The sequence below is a fragment of the Chimaeribacter coloradensis genome (genome assembly GCF_002858715.1).
Lineage (GTDB): Bacteria > Pseudomonadota > Gammaproteobacteria > Enterobacterales > Enterobacteriaceae > Chimaeribacter > Chimaeribacter coloradensis.
On record NZ_PJZH01000003.1, the window covers coordinates 307788 to 330427 of the forward strand.

The following is a 22640-nucleotide window of genomic DNA, read 5'->3' on the forward strand; positions in this document are numbered from 1 at the left end:
CTGTCCCGCCGATCCTGGTATAAGCTGGGATCGGTAGGATGGATAACATTGCGAGATAAAAACGATGATCAAACAACGCACATTAAAACGTATTGTTCAGGCGACAGGCGTCGGTTTGCATACCGGTAAGAAGGTCACGCTGACTCTGCGCCCTGCACCGGCCAACACCGGGGTCATCTATCGTCGCACTGACTTGAATCCACCGGTAGATTTCCCGGCAGATGCCAAATCCGTGCGTGATACCATGCTCTGTACTTGCCTGGTCAATGAGCATGACGTACGTATTTCTACGGTTGAGCACCTGAATGCTGCCCTGGCCGGCCTGGGCATCGACAACATCGTGATTGAAGTCGATGCGCCGGAAGTGCCGATCATGGACGGCAGCGCCGCGCCTTTCGTCTACCTGCTGCTGGATGCCGGTATCGAAGAGCTGAATGCCGCCAAGAAATTCCTGCGGATTAAAGAGACTGTCCGCGTGGAAGAGGGTGACAAGTGGGCCGAACTGCGACCGCATAATGGTTTCAGCCTCGACTTCACCATCGATTTTAATCACCCGGCGATTAACAGCAGTTCGCAGCGTTACCGTATGGATTTCTCGGCAGACGCCTTTGTCCGCCAGATCAGCCGCGCGCGTACGTTCGGTTTCATGCGTGACATCGAGTACCTGCAGTCCCGCGGCCTCTGCCTGGGCGGCAGCTTTGACTGCGCGATCGTGGTCGATGACTACCGTGTCCTGAACGAAGACGGCCTGCGTTTTGAAGACGAGTTTGTCCGTCACAAAATGCTGGATGCCATCGGTGACCTGTTCATGTGCGGCCATAACATCATTGGCTCCCTGACGGCGTATAAGTCAGGCCATGCACTGAACAACAAACTGCTGCAGGCTGTGCTGGCGAAGCAGGAAGCGTGGGAATATGTGACCTTCCAGGACGAAGCAGAAATGCCGCTGGCATTCAAAGCGCCGTCCGCTGTGTGGGCCTGAACCTTAGCTTAGTTTTTCTTATCACGACTGGTTGCACTGGTACTCTCTCCGGCCAGGGCAGCCAGCCGTTCTAATGCCTTTTTCAATTTTTCCGGGCTACGGTCCGCGACGCCACGCAACACATCCGCACTTTGTGGGCTTAACTGCCGGTAGACTTCCCGTTTCTCTTCAGTCTGCGGTTTTTGCGCAGCCGCTTCCGCTTTTGCCATTAATGAGGGATTTATCCTGATGTCGATCGCGGACAATGATGGTAATATTTGCGCGCGCAATGCAGAGAGAAGGGTGGACTGTTCGTAGCGTAATCGCATCAGCCAACTGGCATTCGCCGTTTCAAGCACTAAAATACCCTGTCGATAATTCGCGACGCGGCACCAGGGGTGCAATTGAGCAGGCAACAGGCCTTTCACTGCACGGTTAAGCTTTAACAGCGCAGTGGCGCGCTGTTGTACGCTTTTCAACGGGCTTTTTTCTCCTGCCGACGCATCGTCGAACAGGACATCTAACAACTGTGGTCGGCTATCGCGCATGGCGGGGCTCCGGCGGATCTAACACTCGTGATTGGTATTCTAAATCGTTGGCGACAATTTGGCAGACGTTATTTCTGGCCGCATCTTCTGCTGGGGATGGTCGCGGCGAGTTTTGGCGTGTCCTCAGGGTTGGGCGGTTCGTCTGACCAGTCGTCGCTGCCCAATCCGTCGTCCACATTAAACCGACAGAACAGCGCCAGTACAGCCTTTACGCGTCTGATGCTGCTGCAAGAGGCGCACCGCCGCCCCGCCTTCAGCGTCGACTACTGGCATCAGCATGCCATCCGCACGGTTATCCGGCACCTCTCGTTTGCCCTGGCACCTGCCGCCGTCTACCAGGCCGCCACAGATGCTGAAGCCATTCAGGCCGTGCCGCTCCAGGCACAGCGCCTGGCCTTGCTGGTCACGCTTAACGCGTTACTGACGCACGAGCCAAAACCACCGACGATTATCCGCTCAACCTCCGGCCGCCTTTTTATGGCGATGACCCGCTACCACGCGGGCTTATGGCTGGCGCAGGTGCAAGGTATTCGTGCCGGTCCGATTGCATAATTCTCCCAATACCTTTAAAACAATTGATAAATCAATAAAGTAGTGGCTAATAATTAGCCAGCTGAGAGATATTAAGAATTATGTTAATCAAATTATTGACCAAAGTATTTGGTAGCCGCAACGACCGCACCCTGCGCCGTATGCGCAAAGCTGTAGAGCAGATCAACCGCCTTGAGCCGGAAATGGAAAAGCTTTCCGATGACGCGCTGAAGGCCAAAACCGACGAATTCCGCGCGCGCCTGGCCAAAGGCGAGGTGCTGGAGAGCCTGATCCCGGAAGCGTTCGCTGTGGTGCGTGAAGCGAGTAAACGCGTCTTCGGGATGCGCCACTTTGACGTCCAGCTGCTGGGCGGCATGGTGCTGAACGACCGCTGCATCGCGGAAATGCGCACCGGTGAAGGTAAAACGCTGACCGCGACCCTGCCGGCTTACCTCAATGCGCTGAGCGGCCGCGGCGTCCACGTTATTACCGTCAACGACTATCTGGCCCAGCGTGACGCCGAAAACAACCGCCCGCTGTTTGAGTTCCTTGGTCTCTCCGTCGGCATCAACCTGCCGGGGATGCCGGCACCGGCCAAACGCGCCGCCTATGCCGCTGACATCACCTACGGTACCAACAACGAATACGGCTTTGACTACCTGCGTGACAACATGGCGTTCAGCCCGGAAGAGCGCGTGCAGCGCAAACTGCACTATGCGCTGGTGGATGAGGTTGACTCCATTCTGATCGATGAAGCGCGTACTCCGCTGATCATCTCCGGCCCGGCAGAAGACAGCTCGGAAATGTACATCAAGGTCAACAAGCTGATCCCTAAACTGATCCGTCAGGAGAAAGAGGATTCAGAGACCTTCCAGGGTGAAGGCCACTTCTCCGTGGATGAAAAAGCCCGCCAGGTGCACCTGACCGAACGCGGCCTGATCCTGATTGAAGAACTGCTGATGGACGCCGGCATTATGGAAGAGGGCGAGTCACTCTACTCCCCGACTAACATCATGCTGATGCACCATGTCACCGCAGCCCTGCGCGCCCATGTGCTGTTCACGCGTGACGTGGACTACATCGTAAAAGACGGTGAGGTGATCATCGTTGATGAGCACACCGGCCGTACCATGCAGGGCCGCCGCTGGTCTGACGGCCTGCACCAGGCGGTGGAAGCCAAAGAGGGCGTGGAGATCCAGAACGAGAACCAGACCCTGGCCTCCATCACCTTCCAGAACTACTTCCGCCTGTATGAGAAACTGGCCGGGATGACCGGTACAGCGGACACCGAAGCGTTCGAATTCAGCTCCATCTATAAGCTGGACACCATTGTGGTGCCGACCAACCGCCCGATGATCCGTAAAGATTTGCCGGATCTGGTCTATATGACCGAGCAGGAGAAGATCGGCGCGATCATCGAAGACATCCGCGAGCGTACGGCCAATGGCCAGCCGGTGCTGGTGGGCACCATCTCCATTGAGAAATCAGAAGTGGTTTCCAATGAGCTGACCAAAGCCGGCATCAAGCACAACGTGCTGAACGCCAAGTTCCACGCCCGCGAAGCGGACATCGTGGCCCAGGCCGGCCAGCCGGGTGCCGTAACCATCGCGACCAACATGGCCGGCCGTGGTACGGACATCATGCTGGGCGGCAGCTGGCACGCCGAGGTGGAAGAGCTGGAGAATCCGACCCAGGAGCAGATCGACGCCATCAAAGCCGCGTGGAAGCAGCGCCATGACGCCGTACTGGCCTCCGGCGGCCTGCATATCATCGGTACTGAGCGCCACGAATCGCGCCGTATCGACAACCAGCTCCGCGGTCGTGCCGGTCGCCAGGGTGACGCCGGCTCCTCCCGTTTCTACCTGTCGATGGAAGATGCGCTGATGCGTATTTTCGCCTCCGACCGCGTCTCCAACATGATGCGTAAACTGGGCATGAAACCAGGTGAAGCGATTGAGCACCCGTGGGTGACCAAGGCGATTGCCAATGCACAACGCAAAGTGGAAAGCCGCAACTTCGACATCCGTAAGCAACTGCTGGAGTATGATGATGTGGCCAACGACCAGCGCCGCGCGATCTACACCCAGCGTAATGAGCTGCTGGACGTCTCTGACGTCAGTGAAACCATCGCCAGCATCCGTGAAGATGTGTTTAAAGCGACGCTCGACAGCTATATCCCGCCGCAGTCGCTGGAAGAGATGTGGGACATTCCGGGCCTGCAACAGCGCCTGAAAACCGACTTCGATCTCGACCTGCCGATCGCTGAGTGGCTGGACAAAGAGCCGCAACTGCATGAAGAGACCCTGCGTGAGCGCGTCCTGCAACAGGCGGTTGAGGTTTACCAGCGCAAAGAGGAAGTGGTCGGCGTCGAGATGATGCGTAATTTCGAAAAAGGCGTGATGCTGCAAACCCTGGACTCCCTGTGGAAAGAGCATCTGGCAGCGATGGACTACCTGCGCCAGGGCATCCACCTGCGCGGCTATGCGCAGAAAGATCCAAAGCAGGAGTACAAACGTGAATCCTTCGCCATGTTCGCGGCGATGCTGGAATCACTGAAATATGAAGTCATCAGCACCCTGAGCAAAGTCCAGGTTCGCCTGCCGGAAGAGGTAGAGGCACTTGAGCAACAGCGCCGCGAAGAGGCGGAGCGCCTGGCCCAGCAGCAGCAACTGAGCCACCAGACTGACGCGGCCATTGAAGCAGAAGCAGCGCGCAGCGGCGCAGCAGCAGGCGAGCGCAAAGTCGGGCGTAATGACCCATGCCCTTGCGGTTCAGGGAAAAAATACAAGCAGTGCCACGGCCGCCTGCAGAAGTAGGCCGGCCGCCATAACCGCGCCGCGGTGACCGGGCGCGAAGCGTGAAAAACAGGGGTTCAGCGTGCTGAGCCCCTGTTTTTTTGTTATTTATTCAGCACACTGCATTTATTCAGAAAACCGCATCGATTCAGACGCGCGCATCCGCCAGAAACCGGATGTGAAGAAAACCGAAAAGGAGAAAGGCGTGACGTTAAAGCACCTGACCATTGCCGTGGGCATTATCCGCAACCCACAGCATGAGATTTTCATTACCCAGCGCAATGCCGCATCCCATATGGCAGGGTTCTGGGAATTCCCCGGCGGCAAAGTGGAAGCGGGTGAAACGCCGGAACAGGCCCTGAAACGGGAGCTGGGTGAAGAGACCGGCATTGTGCCGCTGGCGGTACAGCCCCTGAAAATCGTAGAGCACACGTTCGACGATCGCCGGGTGACGCTCCATTTCTTTCTGGTGGAGGCGTGGCAAGGCGAACCCTACGGCCGGGAAGGGCAGCCGATGCGTTGGGTCAGCCAGCATGCGCTGCGGGAAGAGGAGTTCCCCCCTGCCAACGCCGGGATTATCGCCCTGCTGAAAGCCTGATGGCAATGCGGCGCTCCCCAGCGGGAAGCGCCCCCAACCGCGTCTCAGTGTTCGTCTTCTTCACTCCACTTTTCGGCGTCATTGATGTCGTTCTGGCTGGGAATGCGTTTCTCTTCGTCTGCCCATTCGCCGAGGTCGATGAGCTGGCAGCGCTTGCTGCAGAACGGGCGGTAAGGGCTCTCTTCCCCCCAGATCACCGGCTTGCGGCAGGTCGGGCAGTTAACCATGGTGTGTTCGGTATCCATATATTCTCCTGAAAATTAAGCCGGACGGTCGTCAACAGCAGGCAAGCGTGAAAGAGAGACGCGCCGGGACCTGTCCACGCTCACTGTCCAGTGATAAGAACCGGATAGCGTAACGGGTTTTATGGCCTGAAATCTGCGGGTAGATCTGGTGCTCCAACCCCACGCGCAGCCGCAGCAGATCGGCATCTTCCGCATTATCCTGGAAGAAACCGTTCAGGCTGATCTGATTTTTAAACGGGCCGGACTGGCGGATCAGATCAAGGATGATGGTCAGCGCATCGCTGAGCGGGGCGAGGGTGGCGAGCCAGCGGTTTACCTGGCTGTTGCGCGCCTCCTGCTCCAGGTGCAGCCACATGTGCAGCGTCGGCAGGTCGAAACTGCAACAGCCGCCGGGAATGCTCAGCCGCTGTTTGACCAGGCCAATCAACCGATCTTCACGCAGTGACTGCCCAAGCCGCGGTGCCGCCATCAGGGCGCTGGAGCGCTGTTTCAGCTGCTGGCGCAATGCCTCAACACGCGCCATATCCACGCCCGGCACGTCAGCCCATAACAGTAATTTTTGCTGCTGGCGTTCCAGCTCTTTAACCAGCTCAGTGCGGACTTCACCGCGTTCCAGCACATCCAGCAGGTCGGAAATGGTGCGGAAAAAGGCGAGCGCGGTGGCGATGTCACCCAACACCGGGTACTGCTGCAACTGCTGCAATAAAAACTCAATGCGCAACCAGGTGCGCATCTTCTCATTCAGGGGGTGTTCAAACAGAACGGTAGGGGAGAGGTCACTCATGTCTATTAATCCTGTTGGGTTGCCGCCGCCAGTTGCAGGTAATGCTGGTGAAGGGCAGCAACGCGCGGTTCGATCGCCGAGGGATCGCCGCTGTTATCAATCACATCGTCGGCACAGGCCAGGCGTTGTTCGCGTGTTACCTGTGCGGCAAGAATATTTTCGGCCTGCTGACGGGATACGCCGTCACGGGCGGTGGTCCTGGCGAGTTGCGTCTCGCGATCGACGTCGATGACCAGCACCCGGTCAGCACGCGCCTGCAGGCCATTTTCGATCAACAGCGGCACCACCCACAGCACATAGGGGGTGGTGGCCTGCCGGATCTGATGTTGTGTCTCCTGCTGGATCAGCGGATGCAGCAGGCCGTTCAGCCACGCTTTCTCAGTGGGATCGGCAAAGATCAGCTCACGCAGACGGGCGCGGTTCAGGCTGCCGTCAGGGTGCAGCAGCGTATTGCCGAAGTGCGCCGCAATGGCGCTGAGTGCCGGTGTGCCCGGCTCCACAACCTGACGGGCAATCACATCCGCGTCAATCACCGTCACACCTAAGCGGGAAAACGCATTTGCCACGGTACTTTTGCCACTGCCGATGCCGCCTGTCAGTGCAACAAGATAGCTCATGGTTATGCTCTCAGTAAGAAAGACAGATGAAACAGTATGATACCCGGATTCTCCTTCCCTGTAACAGGGTAGACAGAGAGCGTCGCCGGCCTGCCGTCAGTGATAACCGTGAGCAGGGTCACGCCGGTATTTATCTAGTTAAATTTCTGTGATTGTAGCGTAAATAAAGTCAAATTCGCAGACTTGTTCGGTGATTATTCCGGCGTATGATGACGTCACTGGGAATGGCAGCACGACTCTTCGCGCACCTTTCTGCCCGATCACCTTTTTGCGATCCGTCGCCTACGACCAGGAAACCGTCACCATGCGCATTGAAGAAGATGTAAAACTCGGTTTTAAAGATGTATTGATCCGCCCGAAACGCTCCACGCTGAAAAGCCGCTCTGATGTTGACCTGCAACGCGACTTCCGTTTCAAACATGCCGGTGCGGCGTGGTCCGGCGTACCGGTTATTGCCGCCAACATGGATACGGTCGGCACCTTCCGCATGGCCACGGTACTCGCTTCATTCGATCTGTTGACCGCCGTGCATAAGCATTACAGCGTTGAGCAATGGCGCACCTTTATTGACGGCGCAACGGATGAGGTGCTGAGCCATGTGATGGTCTCGACCGGCACATCAGACGCTGACTTCGTTAAAATGAAGCAGATCCTGGCACTCTCTCCGGCCTTAAAATTCATCTGCATCGATGTGGCTAACGGCTATTCCGAGCATTTTGTCGCTTTCCTGCAACGGGCGCGTGAAGCCTGCCCGGATAAAGTGATCTGCGCCGGAAACGTGGTCACCGGTGAAATGGTGGAGGAGCTGATCCTCTCCGGGGCGGACATTGTCAAAGTAGGCATTGGCCCCGGGTCAGTCTGTACCACCCGGGTGAAAACCGGCGTGGGTTACCCGCAGCTTTCCGCCGTGATTGAATGTGCGGACGCTGCCCACGGGCTGGGCGGTCAGATCGTCAGCGACGGCGGCTGTGCCGTACCGGGCGACGTGGCAAAAGCGTTCGGCGGCGGGGCGGATTTCGTGATGCTCGGCGGGATGCTGGCCGCGCATAACGAGTGCGAAGGCACTCTGGTGGAAGAGAACGGCCAGGAGTTCATGCTGTTCTACGGCATGAGTTCTGAGTCCGCCATGAAGCGCCATGTCGGCGGTGTGGCAGAGTACCGGGCCGCCGAAGGCAAAACGGTCAAATTGCCGCTGCGCGGGCCGGTTGAGCACACGGTGCGTGACATCCTGGGCGGCCTGCGTTCCGCCTGCACCTATGTCGGGGCTGAGCGGCTGAAAGAGCTGACCAAACGCACCACCTTTATCCGGGTGGCTGAGCAGGAAAACCGCCTGTTCGGGCAGTAATCGCTTCATCCTCCAGCAGCAGGGCATGTAGCCCTGCTGCATCGTCATACCCTCTCCACCTAAACCCCTTCCTGTGTAAGCCTTGCTTTTCACCCGTTGCCCATCACACTGCCCAGCTGGAAAATCGGCAGATACATGGCGATCACCAGCCCGCCCACCACGCAACCTGTCACCACCATCATCAGCGGCTCCAGCGTTTGCGCCAGCCCCTCCGCCTGTTGCAGGGTCTGTTGCTCGTACCACTGCGCCAGCCGCACCAGCAGGGTATCCAGCGAACCGGACTCCTCACCGACGCGGGTTAACTGCCGGCACAACGGGGTAAACAGCGGCTCCAGAGTGAGGGCCTGGTGCAGCGGCACCCCCTGGCCGACCTGGTCCCGGACACGCATGACCGCCTGCTGATAGCAGAGGTTGGGCACCGCCCGGGCGGCCGCCTGCAACCCGGTGAGCAGATCCAGCCCGGCCCGCTGGGTCAGCGCCAGGGTGGAAAAGATCTGGGCAATGCTGCCGCCCTGAACCAGCCCGGCAATCAACGGCAGGCGTAACACCACCTGCTGCTCCCGCTGCTGCCAGCGCGGCTGCGGGTGCAGCCGGAACCGGTACGCCAGCCCCGTCAGGCTGAGCAGGAGAAGCAGCCACGGCCCCTGCGTGGTCAGGTAACCTGAGGCAGTAATCAGCGCGCGGGTGAACCAGGGCAGCGGGGCATTAAAGCTCTGGTAGATGGCCGCAAAGGCAGGCAGCACCAGCGTCAGCATCAGGATGCAGACCAGCAGCGCAATCGCACTGACAATCAGCGGGTAGCGTACCGCTTTCCGGATCATCTGCCGCAGCCGCTGGGCACGCTCCTCAAGTTGGGAAAATTGCTGGCAGCAGTGATCGATATTCCCCGTCAGTTCCCCGACCTCCATCATCTGAACGCAGATGGCCGGGAACACCGCCGGGTAGTGGGCCAGTACGGCGGAAAAGGGCAGGCCGCCTGCGATCGCGGTGGCCAGCTCGCGCAGAACACAGCGCCACCCCGCCCTGGGGTGCCCCTCAGCCAGCAGCGTCAGGCTTTCCATCAGCGGCAGCCCGGCCTGAAGCAGGGTCGCCAGTTGCTGGAACAGTGCGCTGCGTTCTGCGGGCTTCCAGTGCCCTTTGCCCACCCGGCCATGAGAAACGATCCGCAGAGGTTGTAACCCCTGCGTAATGATGTGCTCAGACGCCGCCTGCTTGTTGGCCGCCAGCAGATCACCCTGCTGAAACTGCCCCTGGAGGTCAATCGCCTGCCAGCTGAACAGGCAAGGGTCAGCCATCCTGCGCCCCCACCACCCGGTAGACCTCTTCCAGCGACGTGATGCCCTCCGCCGCCAGCGCCAGCCCGGCGTTCAGTAACGACGCCTGTCCCTGCTGGCGGGCGATCTCTGTCAGCGCCTGTACGGTGGCTTGCCGGGTCAGGGCCTGTTGAATCTCCGGGGTCACCACCAGCATTTCATATAACCCGGTGCGGCCATAATACCCGGCGCAACAGTGGTCGCAGCCGGTTGCCCGCCAGGGAAACAGCGGGCCGGGCAGGCTGCCCGGCGGCAGGGGTGCCGGTTCCTGGCTGCGGGCGCGGCAATGGGGGCAGAGGCGGCGCACCAGCCGTTGGGCAATCACCAGCTTCAGGCAGGAGGCGATAAGGTACCCCTCAATGCCCATCTGGTTCAGGCGCACCAGCGTCTCAGCCGTGGAGTTGGTATGTAAGGTGGAAAGCACCAGATGCCCGGTCTGCGCGGCATTAACGGCGATCTCCGCCGTCTCTGCATCACGGATTTCACCAATCATGATGATGTCCGGGTCCTGGCGCAGCAGCGCACGCAGGATGCGGGCAAAGCTCAACTCCGCTTTCGGGTTGACCTGCGTCTGGTTGATGCCCTCAACCGGAATTTCCACCGGATCCTCCACGCTGCAAAGGTTATGTGCCGGGCTGTTAAGCAGCGTCAGGCCGCTGTAGAGCGTCACGGTTTTGCCGCTGCCGGTGGGGCCGGTGACCAGCACCAGCCCCTGTGGTTGCGCCAGCACGCGCCGGAAACAGGCCAGCGCCTCCGGGGCCATGCCGAGCTGGGTGATGTCCGGTGCCTGCTGGGGGCCATGTTGCAGGCGGAGCACCAGCTTTTCACCATACAGGGTCGGCAGTGAGGAGAGGCGCAAGGCAACCGGCTGGCCGCCGGGTTGCACGGTGCACTGCCCATCCTGCGGCAGGCGGCGTTCGGCGATGTCCAGCTTGCCCATCACTTTCAGCCGCGCGACGATCTGGTTACCCAACTCACCCGGCGGCGGCGCGATCTCCTGCAACACGCCATCAATCCGCAACCGCAGGCGGTAACGCCCGGCCCCGGGTTCAAGATGGATGTCTGAAGCGCGCCGTTGCAGCGCCAACAGCAGCATCTCCCGGATAAAGGCCGCAGCCGGGGTAGCGTCATCCGCCAGCGTCACCCCGGCGTGGCTGCCGGGGGGCGGGGCGGGCGGCTCCGCATTACTCTGGGCTGCGGCCTGGCGTGCCTGCTCCAGCCGCGCTGCCGGCCAGCACTCGGTGTGCAATGTCTGGGGGCAGGCGAACCGCAACGCCTCACTCAGTGCTTCCAGCACCTCCGCCTGCGCCGCCACATGCAGTTGCCGGGCATCATGGTGGATGATCACCGCCTGAAAGCGCGCGCAGATCTGGTGCAGCGCGGCCGTCTGCTGTTCGGTAACCGGCAGCATCAGGCGTTCCCCGCATCAAACCGGAACACCTCTTCGCACAGCGTCTGCAACGTGCCTGCTGCGGCCTCACACCGGCGCTGCCACACTAGCCCACCGGCCTGGGTATCCGGCACCGGGGTCAGGGTCACGCTCAGGCCGTTCAGCGCCGCCTGGCCGGTGAGGGTAATCACGCCGTTGGTCACCGCTACGCCGCTGACGTAATGGGTAGACTTGCTGGCCGGAATGCCCGCCGTGCCGAGGTTGCAGCCGGTCAGCGCGCCCTGCTCAATGGCGCAAAGCTCTGTCGCCATCTTGTAAGGGGTCATCGCCTGTAACATATCGGTCAGCGCCGCTTTCTGGATATAGCTCTGGTAGGCCGGTATGCCGACGGCGCTCAGGATAGCGATGATGGCAATCACCACCATCAGTTCAATCAGGGTAAAACCTTGCTGGTTACGCATTTTTCACTCCGTGGGGTAAGGAGCCGCCACGGTAAGCATCCGGCCGGTAGGGTGCCAGCGGCCGGGCGCAAGGTTTCGGCACATCCCGAAATAAAAATCTGCTGTTCAGCGGGTTACAAAAAAGAGTGGAAGCAAGCTCGCAAGGTATGAGGAAAGGAGAACGCGGGAAGGAAAAGCGGCGTATAACGGCGCAACGGCTCCCGGTATGGTGGCCGGGAGCCGGTCACTCAGCGAAAGCGCATGGAGAGGTCCATCGCCCGGAGATGCTTGGTCAGGGCACCGACAGAGATGTAATCCACCCCGGTTTCTGCAAACTGACGCAGGGTTACATCGGTCACATTGCCGGACACCTCCAGCTTGGCGCGCCCCTGAGCCAGGGCAACGGCCTCGCGCATCATCTCCAGGCTGAAGTTGTCCAGCATGATGATGTCCGCTTCAGCATCCAGGGCCTGGCGCAGCTCGTCGAGGGACTCGACCTCCACTTCAACCGGCACATCGGCGTGCAGCCAGAACGCCTGTTCCACTGCCTTCTGGATGGAGCCGGTGGCGATAATGTGGTTTTCCTTGATCAGGAACGCATCAGAGAGGCCCAGGCGGTGGTTAGCGCCGCCGCCGCACAGCACGGCATATTTCAGCGCGGTACGCAGGCCGGGCAGGGTCTTGCGGGTGTCGAGCAGCTGGGTGCGGGTGCCCTCCAGCAGCGCCACATAACGGCTGACCTCGGTGGCCGCGCCGGAGAGAGTCTGCACAAAGTTAAGGGCCGTGCGTTCGCCGGTCAGCAGCGTGCGGGCCGGGCCGCTGAGCTCACACAGGATCTGGTCCGGCACTACGCGATCCCCGTCTTTGACGTGCCAGGTCACGTGTACCCGGTTGCCGAGCTGGATGAAGACCTCATTCAGCCAGCGCGCACCGCAAAACACACCCGCCTCCCGGGTGATGATGGTCGCTTCTGCCTGCGTGTCTGCCGGCAGGAGCTGGGCGGTGAGATCGCGGTCAGCGTCGACGTCGCCGCCAAGATCTTCACGCAGCGCCTGGGCAACCAGGTCAGGAATATCATGTTGGATACGGTTGAGTAATTCAGTCCGGCGGCTCTCGGCACTGTAGCTGCGGGTTGGCATGAAAATCTCCGAAATGGCGGATTAGGGGGTAGGGGAAACATGCTACCCTGTTGCCCGGATAAGTACCATATCGGGCCGTGGCGCGTACCCGGCCACCGGCAATCCCCGGCGTACGGGAAGAGGTGAAGGATGAAACTGGAGAAAGGGTGGCTGACAGGGGTCAGAAAGGTGGTGTCACCGCATTGTGATCAACGCCCGGAAGGCACGGTGCCGAGTCTGTTGATTATTCATAATATCAGCCTGCCGCCCGGCCGGTTCGGCGGCCCCTATATTGACCAGCTGTTTACCGGCACACTGAACCCGGAGGATGACCCGTTCTTTGCGGAGATTCATACCCTGCGGGTAGCGGCGCACTGCCTGATCCGGCGTGACGGCGAGATTGTGCAGTATGTCTCGTTCGACGACCGCGCCTGGCATGCCGGGGTGTCGCAGTGGCAGGGGCGTGAGCGCTGCAACGATTTCTCCATCGGCATTGAGCTGGAAGGCACCGATACCCTGCCGTTTACCGATGCCCAGTACCAAAGCCTGGCAACGGTCAGCGAATTGTTAATTAACGCGTATCCTATTACTGTAGAAAGCATTACCGGCCACAGTGATGTGGCCCCAGGACGCAAAACCGATCCTGGCCCGGCGTTTGACTGGGCCGGTTATCGTCAGCAACTCAGCGCCGTACAGCGCTGAGGCGCCTGGTCAGGCACGTGTGAAATAAGGGGATACCTCGGCAGATGACGCTTTTTACTTTATTGCTGGTTTTAGCCTGGGAGCGCCTGTTTAAACTGGGCGACCACTGGCAACTGGACCACCGACTGGAACGGGTCTTTCAGCGCAGCCACAGTGCATCATGGCCGAAAACGGTGCTGATGCTGTTGTGCTGGGTCGGTGTGGTATGGGGGCTGTTGTGGGTGGTACATGGGCTTTTCTTTGGGGTACTGAGCCTGATGCTGTGGGTGGTGATTGGCCTGCTGTGCATCGGGGCCGGCAGCAAGCGGCGGCACTACCGCGCTTACCTGAAAGCCGCCCGGCAGGGCGACGCCCGCGCCTGTGAAAACCTGGCGGACGAGCTGGCGCTGATTCACGGCCTGCCGGTGGATTGCACCCAGGAACTGCGGCTGCGGGAGCTGCAAAACGCGCTGCTGTGGATTAACTTCCGTTACTACCTGGCCCCGCTGTTCTGGTTTGTGGTGTGCGGGCCTTATGGGCCGCTGGCGCTGGCGGGCTACGCCTTCCTGCGCGCTTACCAGACCTGGCTGGCGCGGCACGGCTCCCCGCTGCTGCGGGCGCAGTCCGGGATTGATGCCCTGCTGCACCTGCTGGACTGGGTGCCGGTACGGCTGGCCGGGGTGGCTTACGCCCTGCTTGGGCATGGGGAACGGGCGCTGCCGGCCTGGTTCGCCTCAATCTGGGATCGCCACACCCCCCAATATACGGTGCTGACCGGGCTGGCCCAGTTTTCGCTGGCGCGGGAACCGCATCTGGACCCGATCCAGACGCCGCGCGCCGCCGTGGCGCTGGCGAAAAAAGTTACCATGATCATTGTGGTAGTGGTGGCGCTGCTGACCATCTACGGCACGCTGACCTGACGGACAGCGTGCCCGGCGGCAACAGGGGCAGCATGGCATAAAAAAAGCACGGCGCGCGCCGTGCTTTTTTGTTTGCGTCACTTCACGAGCCGGAACAAAGGCTGCCCGGCGCACCGTCATCCGCTGGCGGAGGCCGGTGCGCGCGTTACCTCAGCGGTTATCCGCCGGCGGCACGCCGAACACCGGCATGCCTTGCTTGTCCCATTCCAGATCTTTGATACGGGTGTGGCGGTTTGGGTCGTAGAGCGGGTCGCCCTCAATCTCGGTGTAGTTGCGGGCGTGGTAAACCAGCACATCCCCGCCCTGGGCATTGACGGTAAAGCTGTTGTGCCCCGGCCCGAACTGGCGGTTCTCCCAACTGGTGGTAAAGACCGGCGTGGGGGATTTATGCCAGCTGGCCGGGTTCATCAGGTTACTGCTGAGGTCAGCCCAGAGCAGGCCGATGCAGTAGTTCTCGTCGGTGGCGCTGGCGGAATAGCTGATGAAAATCCGCTCGCCGTGCACAATCACCGCCGGCCCCTCGTTGACCCAGAAACCGCGCGTCTCCCACTCCAGCTCCGGCTTGCTCAGCATCACCGGGGTGCCTTTCAGCCGCCAGGCGTTCTCCATTTCACACAGGTAGAGGTTGGAGTTGCCGCGGATGGCCGGGTCTTTCTGCGCCCACAGGTAGTAGCGCTTGCCCTGGTGCTCAAAGCTGGTGGCGTCCAGCGAGAAGCTGTCGAACTGGGTATGGATGCGCCCGCGCTCGATCCAGCGGCCGCGCAGCGGGTCGGCATCGGCGCACTCCAGCGCATACATCCGGTGCTGGAACAGGCCGTCGACAATGGTCTGGGAGGGCGCAGCCGCGAAGTAGATAATCCACTTGCCGTCGATGTAGTGCAGTTCCGGTGCCCAGATCAGCGCGCTCATCGGGCCGCGCTCCGGCTTGCGCCAGACGATGTACGGCTCAGCGGTGGCCAGTGCCTCCAGCGAGGCGGCACGGCGCAGCTCCAGCCGGTCATACTCCGGCACAGAGGCAATAAAGTAGTAGTGCCCGTCCTCATGGCGGTGGATAAACGGGTCGGCACGCTGGGTAATCAGCGGGTTAGGGTAATGTGTTGCAGTCATGCCTGCGGCTCCTTATCTGCGGCAATCAGGGGCGCACCCTCATGGTGCTTGCTGCCCTTGTACTCCGCCAGTTCACGGTAGTTCTGGCGGCGTTTTTCCAAATCAAGCTGAATCTGTGCCATCAGGCTGCGGTCAACCTTCAGCAGGCGTACCACCCCGGCGGTGATCAGGTAGCCCACGCCCGGAATGACGGTAAACAGCAGCACGATGCCGTTCACTGCGGAGGCACTCTGCTGTTTCGCCCCGGCATCATAACCATAGAACGAGAGCAGGAAGCCGACCATCGCCCCGGCGATCGCCAGCCCGACCTTCAGGAAGAACAGGTTACCGGAGAAGCTGATGCCGGTGATACGCTTGCCGGTTTTCCACTCGCCGTAATCATCCACGTCCGCCATCAGCGACCAGTGCAGCGGGGAGGGGATCTGGTGCAGGATGTTCAGCACAAAATAGGCGACCAAAATCAGGTTGGTGAGCTGCGGGTCGAGGAAGTAGAAGCCGCTGGAGCAGATCGCCAGCACGATGTTGGTCCAGAAGAAGACTTTCAGCTTGCAGAACTTATCCGTGAGCGGTTTGGCCAGCGCCGCGCCGATCATCATGCCGACCACCCCCAGGCTGATAAAGAAGCTGGCGAAAGAGGCGGACTGCCCCATCACCCAGGTGACGTAGTACATGGTGGCCGCCATGCGGATAAACCCGGGGCAGACGTTGCACAGCGTCAGCAGCAGGATGCGCACCCACTGGTCGTTTTTCCACACATCTTTCAAGTCCGATTTCAGGGCATCGCGGCTCGGCACCGCCGGCTGGATGCGCTCGCGCACGGTGGCAAAGCAGAACAGGAACATAAACAGCGCGATCACCGCCATCACGCCCATCGACATCTGGTAGCCGCGCGCCCGGTCATCACCGCCGAACCACTCCGCCATCGGCAGCAGGGTAGAGGAGAGGATCAGGGTGGCGATGCCGACCATAAAGAAGCGGTAGGACTGGCAGGAGACGCGTTCGTGCGGGTCAGCGGTGATCACCCCGCCCAGGGAACAGTAAGGAATATTGATGGCGGTATAGGTCAGGGACATCAGGAAATAGGTGACAAAGGCATAGATCACCTTGCTGTTGTAGCTCCACTCGGGGGTGGTGAACATCAGCACGCTGAACAGCACATAAGGCACGGAAATCCAGAGCAGGTAGGGGCGGAAACGCCCCCAGCGGCTCTCGGTGCGGTCGGCAATCGCCCCCATAATCGGGTCAGTGACGGCATCGATCACCCGCACGGAGAGCAGCAGCACGCCCACCAGCGCCGGCGCCAGGCCAAACACATCGGTATAAAAATAGTTGAGAAAGAGCATGATGGCGCCGCCAATCATGTTGCAGCCGGCGTCGCCCATCCCATAGCCAATCTTCTCTTTAATCGAAAGCGCCCCACCTTTCATGGATCTTTTCTCCGTGATGGATAAAAACTGCGTCAGGCGACGATTATTGCGCCCTCTGCCGCACACTATGCAGAAGCCGATGGTTATAGAGATGGACAAATCAGTCACGCTGGTGAAAGTGTGAGATCGTTAGCAAGTTAACAACAAACTTGCTTATTTATTAACAAGGTTAACGGCCGGACGGCGCGAAACGGGCATAAAAAAAGCCCGGCGAAGGCCGGGCTTGTCGCAGCAGGGAGAAATCAGCGGCGTTTGCGGGTAAACATGAAACCGATGCCCAGGATCACCAGCCAGACCGGGATCAGCAGCACCGAGATACGGATGCCCGGTGTCAGGTACATGATCACCAGCACGGCAAGCATAAAGGCCAGGCAGAGGTAGTTGCTGAACGGGTACCAGAACGCCTTGAACTTCGGCTCAATGCCTTGCAGGCGTTTCACCTTGCGGAACTTCAGGTGCGCGAGGCTGATCATTGCCCAGTTGATCACCAGCGTGGAGACCACCAGCGCCATCAGCAGCTCAAACGCTTTGCCCGGCATCAGGTAGTTGATCAGCACGCACAGCGCAGTCGCCAGCGCGGAGATACCGATCGCGGCCACCGGCACGCCCCGGCGATCGACGCTCATCAGGGATTTCGGCGCGTTACCCTGTTTGGCCAGGCCGTACAGCATCCGGCTGTTGGAGTAGACGCAGCTGTTATAAACCGACAGCGCCGCCGTCAGCACCACGATGTTCAGCACCGTCGCCACCACATTGCTGTTCAGTGCGTGGAAGATCAGCACAAACGGGCTGCCGCCTTCCACCACTTTGCCCCACGGGTAGAGCGACAGCAGAATCGCCAGCGAGCCGATGTAGAAAATCAGGATGCGGTAGATCACCTGGTTGGTGGCTTTCGGGATGGTGACATCCGGGTTATCCGCTTCAGCCGCGGTGATGCCGATAAGCTCCAGCCCGCCGAAGGAGAACATGATCACCGCCATCGCCATCACCAGCCCGCCGATGCCGTTCGGGAAGAAGCCGCCCTGCGCCCAGAGGTTGGTCACGGTGGCTTCCGGGCCGCCGTGGCCGCTCAGCAGCAGCCAGCCGCCGAACACGATCATGCCGACAATCGCCACCACTTTGATAATGGCGAACCAGAACTCCATCTCGCCATAGATCTTCACGTTGGTCAGGTTAATGGCGTTGATCAGCACAAAGAACACGGCTGCGGTGACCCAGGTCGGGATCTCCGGCCACCAGTACTGGATATAGATGCCGACGGCGGAGAGTTCTGCCATCGCCACCAGGACGTAAAGCACCCAGTAGTTCCAGCCGGAGGCGAAACCGGCGAAGTTGCCCCAATATTTATAGGCGAAGTGACTAAATGAGCCGGCTACCGGCTCCTCCACCACCATCTCACCCAACTGGCGCATAATCAGGAAAGCGATAAAGCCCGCGACCGCATACCCCAGCAGCACCGAGGGGCCTGCCATTTTTATTGTCTGTGCGATGCCGAGAAAAAGCCCGGTCCCAATGGCACCACCTAAGGCAATAAGCTGAATGTGGCGGTTTTTCAGCCCACGTTTCAGCTCATCGCCGTGCTGTTTTTCATCCATTTACTGTCCTCTGTCACTTTGGGGCAAACGTCTTACCAGGCGCAGATCCACCCTGTGTAAGACTATAGTTACAATTATTGTATTAATAGGTTTACGGAACGGGAGGAAGGAAGAGACGCCGTACGCTACCGTTGCGGCCAGAATAGTGGTAAGCGAAAAAGTTTGCACCTGGTTTCTGAATGTAACTGCCTAATTGGCGTCCGGTTAATCACCGGGCAGCCCACACCTACAGAAATCCCCTCCTGTGCGCAGCCGCGGTCATCGAACGGTCATCACCGGCAACAATAATTCAGTTAAAAAGTATTAATGGTAAGAGGGTTTTGGCTGGGCGGGGCAGGCACCGCGTTTTTGCCGCTGACATGACCAATGCATGAGTATGCGGAAATTCCACGGTTTCAGGCAGAGTTATGCAGTAAGGCACGTTTCAGCAGCCGGGCTTATTTGTTTCGTAAACGTTAAAAATTGATCTGCATCAAAATTGGTTATACCAAGCCCAGACGGGGCCTTTGACGGGGGCAGGTAAAATCTTTGTTAAAATGTGCGAGCCTGGCGCTTTTCATTCGTGCGATATGGACAGAAGGTGAATACTTTGTTAGTTTACGGGCACGTTTTATAAATTGGTATTACCAATTTACTACGCGCTTTCCGGCGAGAAGAATAACATGGCCTACAGCAAGATCCGCCAGCCCAAATTATCGGATGTGATTGAGCAGCAACTGGAGTATCTGATTCTGGAAGGGACGCTGCGTCCCGGCGAGAAATTACCCCCGGAGCGTGAGCTGGCGAAACAGTTTGATGTGTCGCGTCCTTCTCTCAGAGAGGCCATCCAGCGTCTGGAGGCCAAGGGCCTGCTCCTGCGGCGTCAGGGCGGCGGCACCTTCGTCCAAAAAAATCTGTGGCAAAGCTTCAGCGACCCGCTTGCTGAACTGCTGGCCGACCACCCTGAATCACAATTCGACCTCCTGGAAACCCGCCACGCGCTGGAGGGGATCGCCGCATACTACGCGGCCCTGCGCGGCACAGAGGAAGATCTGCTGCGCATCCGCGACTGCCACCTGCTGATCCAGCAGGCGCAGGACAGCGGCGATCTGGATGCCGAAGCGGACGCCGTGATGCAGTACCAGGTGGCGGTGACAGAGGCGGCGCATAACGTGGTGCTGCTGCACCTGTTACGCTGTATGGGCCCGATGCTGGAAAAGAACGTCCGACAGAACTTTGAATTGCTCTACTCCCGCCGCGAAATGCTGGCGAAAGTGAGCAGCCACCGTGCCGGCATTTTTGAGGCGATTGTGGCGCGTGAGCCGGAGAAGGCCCGCGAGGCGTCGCACCGGCACCTGGCGTTTATTGAGGAAATTTTGCTGGATCTCAGCCGAGAACACAGCCGGCGGGAGCGATCGCTGCGCCGTCTCCAGCAACGCAGGGACTAAGCGCTTAGTTAAGCACTGATAGCGGCAACCCATAACGGGCCTGTCTTCGTGTGTTCTGCCCCAGAGCACAGGAAGACAGGCTCCATTACACCAACGTATAGAGAAGATAAGGAATCCCACCATGTCAGAACGTGTAAATAATGACGTGGATCCGATCGAAACCCGCGACTGGGTACAGGCGATCGAATCGGTCATCCGTGAAGAGGGTGTTGAGCGTGCTCAGTTCCTGATTGATCAGGTTTTGGGAGAGGCACGTAAAGGCGGCGTTCAGGTCGCTGCCGGTGCTGCCGCACGCAACTACGTCAACACCATCAGCGTGGAAGACCAGCCGGCGTACCCCGGCAACCTGGAGCTGGAGCGCCGCATCCGTTCCGCCATCCGCTGGAACGCCGTGATGACCGTATTGCGCGCGTCGAAAAAAGATCTGGAGCTGGGCGGCCACATGGCGTCCTTCCAGTCTTCCGCGACCTTCTACGAAGTCTGCTTCAACCACTTCTTCCGTGCGCGCAACGAGAAAGATGGCGGCGACCTGGTCTACTTCCAGGGCCACATCTCCCCGGGCGTTTACGCACGTGCCTTCCTGGAAGGCCGCCTGACCGAAGAGCAGATGAACAACTTCCGTCAGGAAGTGCACGGTAAAGGCTTGTCCTCTTACCCGCACCCGAAACTGATGCCGGAATTCTGGCAGTTCCCGACCGTGTCGATGGGCCTCGGCCCGATCAGCGCCATCTACCAGGCGAAGTTCCTGAAATACCTGGAGCACCGCGGCCTGAAAGACACCTCTGAGCAGACCGTTTACGCCTTCCTGGGCGACGGCGAGATGGACGAGCCGGAATCCAAGGGCGCGATCACCATCGCCACCCGTGAGAAGCTCGACAACCTGGTGTTCGTGATCAACTGTAACCTCCAGCGCCTCGACGGCCCGGTGACCGGTAACGGCAAGATCATCAACGAGCTGGAAGGCATCTTCGGCGGTGCCGGCTGGGAAGTGATCAAAGTCATCTGGGGTTCCCGTTGGGACGAGCTGCTGCGTAAAGACACCAGCGGCAAGCTGATCCAGCTGATGAACGAAACCGTGGACGGCGACTACCAGACCTTCAAGTCCAAAAACGGTGCCTATGTGCGTGAGCACTTCTTCGGCAAATACCCGGAAACCGCGGCGCTGGTGAAAGACCTGAGCGACGACGAGATCTGGGCGCTGAACCGTGGCGGCCACGATCCGAAGAAAATCTTCGCTGCACTGAAAAAAGCGCAGGAGACCAAAGGCAAGCCGGTGGTGATCCTGGCCCACACCGTGAAGGGTTACGGCATGGGCGTCACCGCGGAAGGCATGAACATCGCCCACCAGGTGAAGAAGATGAACATGGAAGGCGTGCGTTACTTCCGTGACCGTTTCAATGTGACCGTCACTGACGAAAACATCGAATCGCTGCCGTTCATCAAATTCGAAGAGGGCTCAGAAGAGCACAAATACCTGCATGAGCGCCGCCAGGCCCTGAAAGGCTACGTGCCGACCCGCCTGCCGAACTTTACCCAAAAGCTGCAGATGCCGGCGCTGGAGGACTTCTCCGCTCTGCTGGAAGAGCAGAAGAAAGAGATCTCCACCACCATCGCTTTCGTGCGTGCGCTGAACGTGATGCTGAAAAACGACTCCATCAAGGATCGTCTGGTGCCGATCATCGCTGACGAAGCGCGTACCTTCGGTATGGAAGGCCTGTTCCGCCAGATCGGGATCTACAGTCCGAACGGCCAGCAGTACACCCCGCAGGACCGTGAGCAGGTTGCCTACTACCGTGAAGACGAGAAAGGCCAGATCCTGCAGGAAGGGATCAACGAACTGGGCGCTGCCTCCTCCTGGCTGGCTGCGGCAACGTCGTACAGCACCAACGACCTGCCGATGATCCCGTTCTACATCTACTACTCGATGTTCGGCTTCCAGCGCATCGGTGACCTCTGCTGGCTGGCGGGCGACCAACAGGCGCGCGGCTTCCTGGTTGGCGGCACCTCCGGGCGTACCACGCTGAACGGCGAAGGCTTGCAGCACGAAGATGGCCACAGCCACATCCAGTCGCTGACCATCCCGAACTGCATCTCCTATGACCCGGCCTATGCTTATGAAGTGGCGGTGATCATGCATGACGGCCTGGAGCGCATGTACGGTGAGAAGCAGGAGAACGTCTACTACTACATCACCACCCTGAACGAGAACTACCACATGCCGGCGATGCCGGAAGGTGCCGAAGAGGGTATCCGCAAGGGTATCTACAAGCTCGACACCCTGGAAGGCAGCAAAGGCAAAGTGCAGCTGCTCGGCTCCGGTGCCATCCTGCGCCATGTGCGTGAAGCGGCAGAAATCCTGTCGAAAGAGTACGGCGTGGGCTCTGACGTCTACAGCGTCACCTCCTTCACTGAACTGGCGCGTGACGGCCAGGACTGCGAGCGCTGGAACATGCTGCACCCGTCTGAAGAGCCGCGTGTGCCGTACATCGCCCAGGTGATGAGCGACGCTCCGGCCGTGGCCTCCACCGACTACATGAAACTGTTTGCCGAGCAGGTGCGCAGCTTCATCCCGGCCAGCGAGTTCCGCGTACTGGGTACTGACGGTTTCGGCCGTTCCGACAGCCGTGAGAACCTGCGTCACCACTTCGAAGTGGACGCTTCCTACGTGGTAGTGGCTGCACTGGGTGAACTGGCAAAACGTGGCGACATCGACACCAAGGTAGTGGCAGAAGCGATTACCAAATTCGGCATCGATGCTGACAAAGTTAACCCGCGTCTGGCATAAGAGGGTAAAGAAA

General features: G+C 59.6%; 21 protein-coding genes. 10 read left to right on the plus strand and 11 right to left on the minus strand.

What is annotated here, in order from left to right; translation table 11 throughout:
• Positions 1–64: 64 nt before the first annotated feature.
• Positions 65–982 carry a UDP-3-O-acyl-N-acetylglucosamine deacetylase gene (lpxC, locus tag CYR32_RS05850; RefSeq protein ID WP_072928848.1) on the plus strand — a complete coding sequence of 306 codons (918 nt, stop codon included), beginning with the start codon at positions 65–67 and terminating at the stop codon, positions 980–982.
• Positions 983–990: 8 nt separating this feature from the next.
• Here lpxC and CYR32_RS05855 read toward each other — a convergent pair whose 3' ends face one another.
• Entirely contained in the window at positions 991–1509 is a 519-nt protein-coding gene (locus tag CYR32_RS05855; protein ID WP_101823448.1) for a DUF721 domain-containing protein, read from the minus strand.
• 27 nt (positions 1510–1536) lie between these two features.
• On the opposite strand from CYR32_RS05855, the gene secM reads away from it, so the two are divergent.
• The 3 genes from secM to mutT all read left to right on the plus strand — a co-directional run bounded on the left by secM (position 1537) and on the right by mutT (position 5433).
• Positions 1537–2061 (plus strand): secA translation cis-regulator SecM, encoded by a 525-nt coding sequence (gene secM / locus CYR32_RS05860; protein ID WP_101823449.1) that lies wholly within the window; start codon positions 1537–1539, stop codon positions 2059–2061.
• An 80-nt stretch (positions 2062–2141) separates the two neighbouring features.
• Complete coding sequence (gene secA, locus CYR32_RS05865) at positions 2142–4856, plus strand: preprotein translocase subunit SecA (protein ID WP_101823450.1); 2715 nt, start codon at positions 2142–2144, stop codon at positions 4854–4856.
• 184 nt (positions 4857–5040) lie between these two features.
• Entirely contained in the window at positions 5041–5433 is a 393-nt protein-coding gene (gene mutT / locus CYR32_RS05870) for an 8-oxo-dGTP diphosphatase MutT (protein WP_101823553.1), read from the plus strand.
• A gap of 44 nt (positions 5434–5477) precedes the next feature.
• Here mutT and yacG read toward each other — a convergent pair whose 3' ends face one another.
• Genes yacG through coaE form a run of 3 tightly spaced genes read right to left on the minus strand, consistent with a single transcriptional unit; the run spans position 5478 to position 7079 of the window.
• A complete protein-coding gene (gene yacG / locus CYR32_RS05875) occupies positions 5478–5678 on the minus strand; it encodes a DNA gyrase inhibitor YacG (RefSeq protein ID WP_101823451.1) in 201 nt (66 codons plus the stop codon).
• A 31-nt stretch (positions 5679–5709) separates the two neighbouring features.
• Positions 5710–6462, minus strand: coding sequence for a cell division protein ZapD (gene zapD / locus CYR32_RS05880; protein ID WP_101823452.1), 753 nt, complete (start codon positions 6460–6462; stop codon positions 5710–5712).
• Between the two features lie 5 nt (positions 6463–6467).
• Complete coding sequence (gene coaE / locus CYR32_RS05885) at positions 6468–7079, minus strand: dephospho-CoA kinase (RefSeq protein ID WP_101823453.1); 612 nt, start codon at positions 7077–7079, stop codon at positions 6468–6470.
• Between the two features lie 304 nt (positions 7080–7383).
• Between coaE and CYR32_RS05890 the strand changes: the two genes are divergently transcribed.
• A complete protein-coding gene (locus CYR32_RS05890) occupies positions 7384–8424 on the plus strand; it encodes a GMP reductase (RefSeq protein WP_101823454.1) in 1041 nt (346 codons plus the stop codon).
• 89 nt (positions 8425–8513) lie between these two features.
• Here CYR32_RS05890 and hofC read toward each other — a convergent pair whose 3' ends face one another.
• The 4 genes from hofC to nadC form a co-directional block, all read right to left on the minus strand.
• Positions 8514–9719 (minus strand): protein transport protein HofC, encoded by a 1206-nt coding sequence (gene hofC, locus CYR32_RS05895; RefSeq protein WP_101823455.1) that lies wholly within the window; start codon positions 9717–9719, stop codon positions 8514–8516.
• Positions 9712–11148, minus strand: a complete 1437-nt coding sequence (gene gspE / locus CYR32_RS05900; protein ID WP_175578804.1) for a type II secretion system protein GspE — start codon at positions 11146–11148, stop codon at positions 9712–9714. The genes hofC and gspE overlap by 8 nt, the downstream gene beginning before the upstream one ends.
• The gene (ppdD, locus tag CYR32_RS05905) at positions 11148–11588 is read right to left on the minus strand and encodes a prepilin peptidase-dependent pilin (RefSeq protein ID WP_101823457.1); all 441 of its coding nucleotides are present in this window, start codon (positions 11586–11588) and stop codon (positions 11148–11150) included. Before ppdD ends, gspE begins: the two co-directional genes overlap by 1 nt.
• Positions 11589–11815: 227 nt before the next feature.
• Positions 11816–12706 (minus strand): carboxylating nicotinate-nucleotide diphosphorylase, encoded by an 891-nt coding sequence (gene nadC, locus CYR32_RS05910; RefSeq protein WP_101823458.1) that lies wholly within the window; start codon positions 12704–12706, stop codon positions 11816–11818.
• Positions 12707–12835: 129 nt separating this feature from the next.
• On the opposite strand from nadC, the gene ampD reads away from it, so the two are divergent.
• A complete protein-coding gene (gene ampD, locus CYR32_RS05915) occupies positions 12836–13387 on the plus strand; it encodes a 1,6-anhydro-N-acetylmuramyl-L-alanine amidase AmpD (RefSeq protein ID WP_101823459.1) in 552 nt (183 codons plus the stop codon).
• 44 nt (positions 13388–13431) lie between these two features.
• Entirely contained in the window at positions 13432–14286 is an 855-nt protein-coding gene (ampE, locus tag CYR32_RS05920; RefSeq protein WP_101823460.1) for a beta-lactamase regulator AmpE, read from the plus strand.
• A gap of 150 nt (positions 14287–14436) precedes the next feature.
• On the opposite strand, the gene CYR32_RS05925 is transcribed toward ampE, so the two are convergent.
• Both CYR32_RS05925 and CYR32_RS05930 read right to left on the minus strand, forming a co-directional pair.
• A complete protein-coding gene (locus CYR32_RS05925; protein ID WP_101823461.1) occupies positions 14437–15393 on the minus strand; it encodes a glycoside hydrolase family 43 protein in 957 nt (318 codons plus the stop codon).
• Positions 15390–16820 (minus strand): glycoside-pentoside-hexuronide (GPH):cation symporter, encoded by a 1431-nt coding sequence (locus CYR32_RS05930; protein ID WP_101823462.1) that lies wholly within the window; start codon positions 16818–16820, stop codon positions 15390–15392. Before CYR32_RS05930 ends, CYR32_RS05925 begins: the two co-directional genes overlap by 4 nt.
• Here CYR32_RS05930 and CYR32_RS21965 point away from each other — a divergent pair.
• Positions 16819–16944 (plus strand): hypothetical protein, encoded by a 126-nt coding sequence (locus CYR32_RS21965; RefSeq protein ID WP_277621938.1) that lies wholly within the window; start codon positions 16819–16821, stop codon positions 16942–16944. The genes CYR32_RS05930 and CYR32_RS21965 overlap by 2 nt on opposite strands.
• Positions 16945–17062: 118 nt before the next feature.
• Here CYR32_RS21965 and CYR32_RS05935 read toward each other — a convergent pair whose 3' ends face one another.
• Complete coding sequence (locus CYR32_RS05935) at positions 17063–18415, minus strand: amino acid permease (RefSeq protein WP_101823463.1); 1353 nt, start codon at positions 18413–18415, stop codon at positions 17063–17065.
• 662 nt (positions 18416–19077) lie between these two features.
• Here CYR32_RS05935 and pdhR point away from each other — a divergent pair.
• Positions 19078–19842 carry a pyruvate dehydrogenase complex transcriptional repressor PdhR gene (pdhR, locus tag CYR32_RS05940; RefSeq protein ID WP_101823464.1) on the plus strand — a complete coding sequence of 255 codons (765 nt, stop codon included), beginning with the start codon at positions 19078–19080 and terminating at the stop codon, positions 19840–19842.
• A 121-nt stretch (positions 19843–19963) separates the two neighbouring features.
• Entirely contained in the window at positions 19964–22627 is a 2664-nt protein-coding gene (gene aceE, locus CYR32_RS05945) for a pyruvate dehydrogenase (acetyl-transferring), homodimeric type (RefSeq protein ID WP_101823465.1), read from the plus strand.
• The last annotated feature ends 13 nt before the right edge of the window (positions 22628–22640 follow it).

Coding starts and splice junctions, on each gene's coding strand:
- lpxC (WP_072928848.1), top strand. CDS start 65: ATGATCAAACAACGCACATTAAAACGTATTGTTCAGGCGACAGGCGTC.
- CYR32_RS05855 (WP_101823448.1), bottom strand. CDS start 1,509: ATGCGCGATAGCCGACCACAGTTGTTAGATGTCCTGTTCGACGATGCG.
- secA (WP_101823450.1), top strand. CDS start 2,142: ATGTTAATCAAATTATTGACCAAAGTATTTGGTAGCCGCAACGACCGC.
- yacG (WP_101823451.1), bottom strand. CDS start 5,678: ATGGATACCGAACACACCATGGTTAACTGCCCGACCTGCCGCAAGCCG.
- zapD (WP_101823452.1), bottom strand. CDS start 6,462: ATGAGTGACCTCTCCCCTACCGTTCTGTTTGAACACCCCCTGAATGAG.
- coaE (WP_101823453.1), bottom strand. CDS start 7,079: ATGAGCTATCTTGTTGCACTGACAGGCGGCATCGGCAGTGGCAAAAGT.
- CYR32_RS05890 (WP_101823454.1), top strand. CDS start 7,384: ATGCGCATTGAAGAAGATGTAAAACTCGGTTTTAAAGATGTATTGATC.
- hofC (WP_101823455.1), bottom strand. CDS start 9,719: ATGGCTGACCCTTGCCTGTTCAGCTGGCAGGCGATTGACCTCCAGGGG.
- gspE (WP_175578804.1), bottom strand. CDS start 11,148: ATGCTGCCGGTTACCGAACAGCAGACGGCCGCGCTGCACCAGATCTGC.
- ppdD (WP_101823457.1), bottom strand. CDS start 11,588: ATGCGTAACCAGCAAGGTTTTACCCTGATTGAACTGATGGTGGTGATT.
- nadC (WP_101823458.1), bottom strand. CDS start 12,706: ATGCCAACCCGCAGCTACAGTGCCGAGAGCCGCCGGACTGAATTACTC.
- ampD (WP_101823459.1), top strand. CDS start 12,836: ATGAAACTGGAGAAAGGGTGGCTGACAGGGGTCAGAAAGGTGGTGTCA.
- ampE (WP_101823460.1), top strand. CDS start 13,432: ATGACGCTTTTTACTTTATTGCTGGTTTTAGCCTGGGAGCGCCTGTTT.
- CYR32_RS05925 (WP_101823461.1), bottom strand. CDS start 15,393: ATGACTGCAACACATTACCCTAACCCGCTGATTACCCAGCGTGCCGAC.
- CYR32_RS21965 (WP_277621938.1), top strand. CDS start 16,819: ATGGATCTTTTCTCCGTGATGGATAAAAACTGCGTCAGGCGACGATTA.
- CYR32_RS05930 (WP_101823462.1), bottom strand. CDS start 16,820: ATGAAAGGTGGGGCGCTTTCGATTAAAGAGAAGATTGGCTATGGGATG.
- CYR32_RS05935 (WP_101823463.1), bottom strand. CDS start 18,415: ATGGATGAAAAACAGCACGGCGATGAGCTGAAACGTGGGCTGAAAAAC.
- pdhR (WP_101823464.1), top strand. CDS start 19,078: ATGGCCTACAGCAAGATCCGCCAGCCCAAATTATCGGATGTGATTGAG.
- aceE (WP_101823465.1), top strand. CDS start 19,964: ATGTCAGAACGTGTAAATAATGACGTGGATCCGATCGAAACCCGCGAC.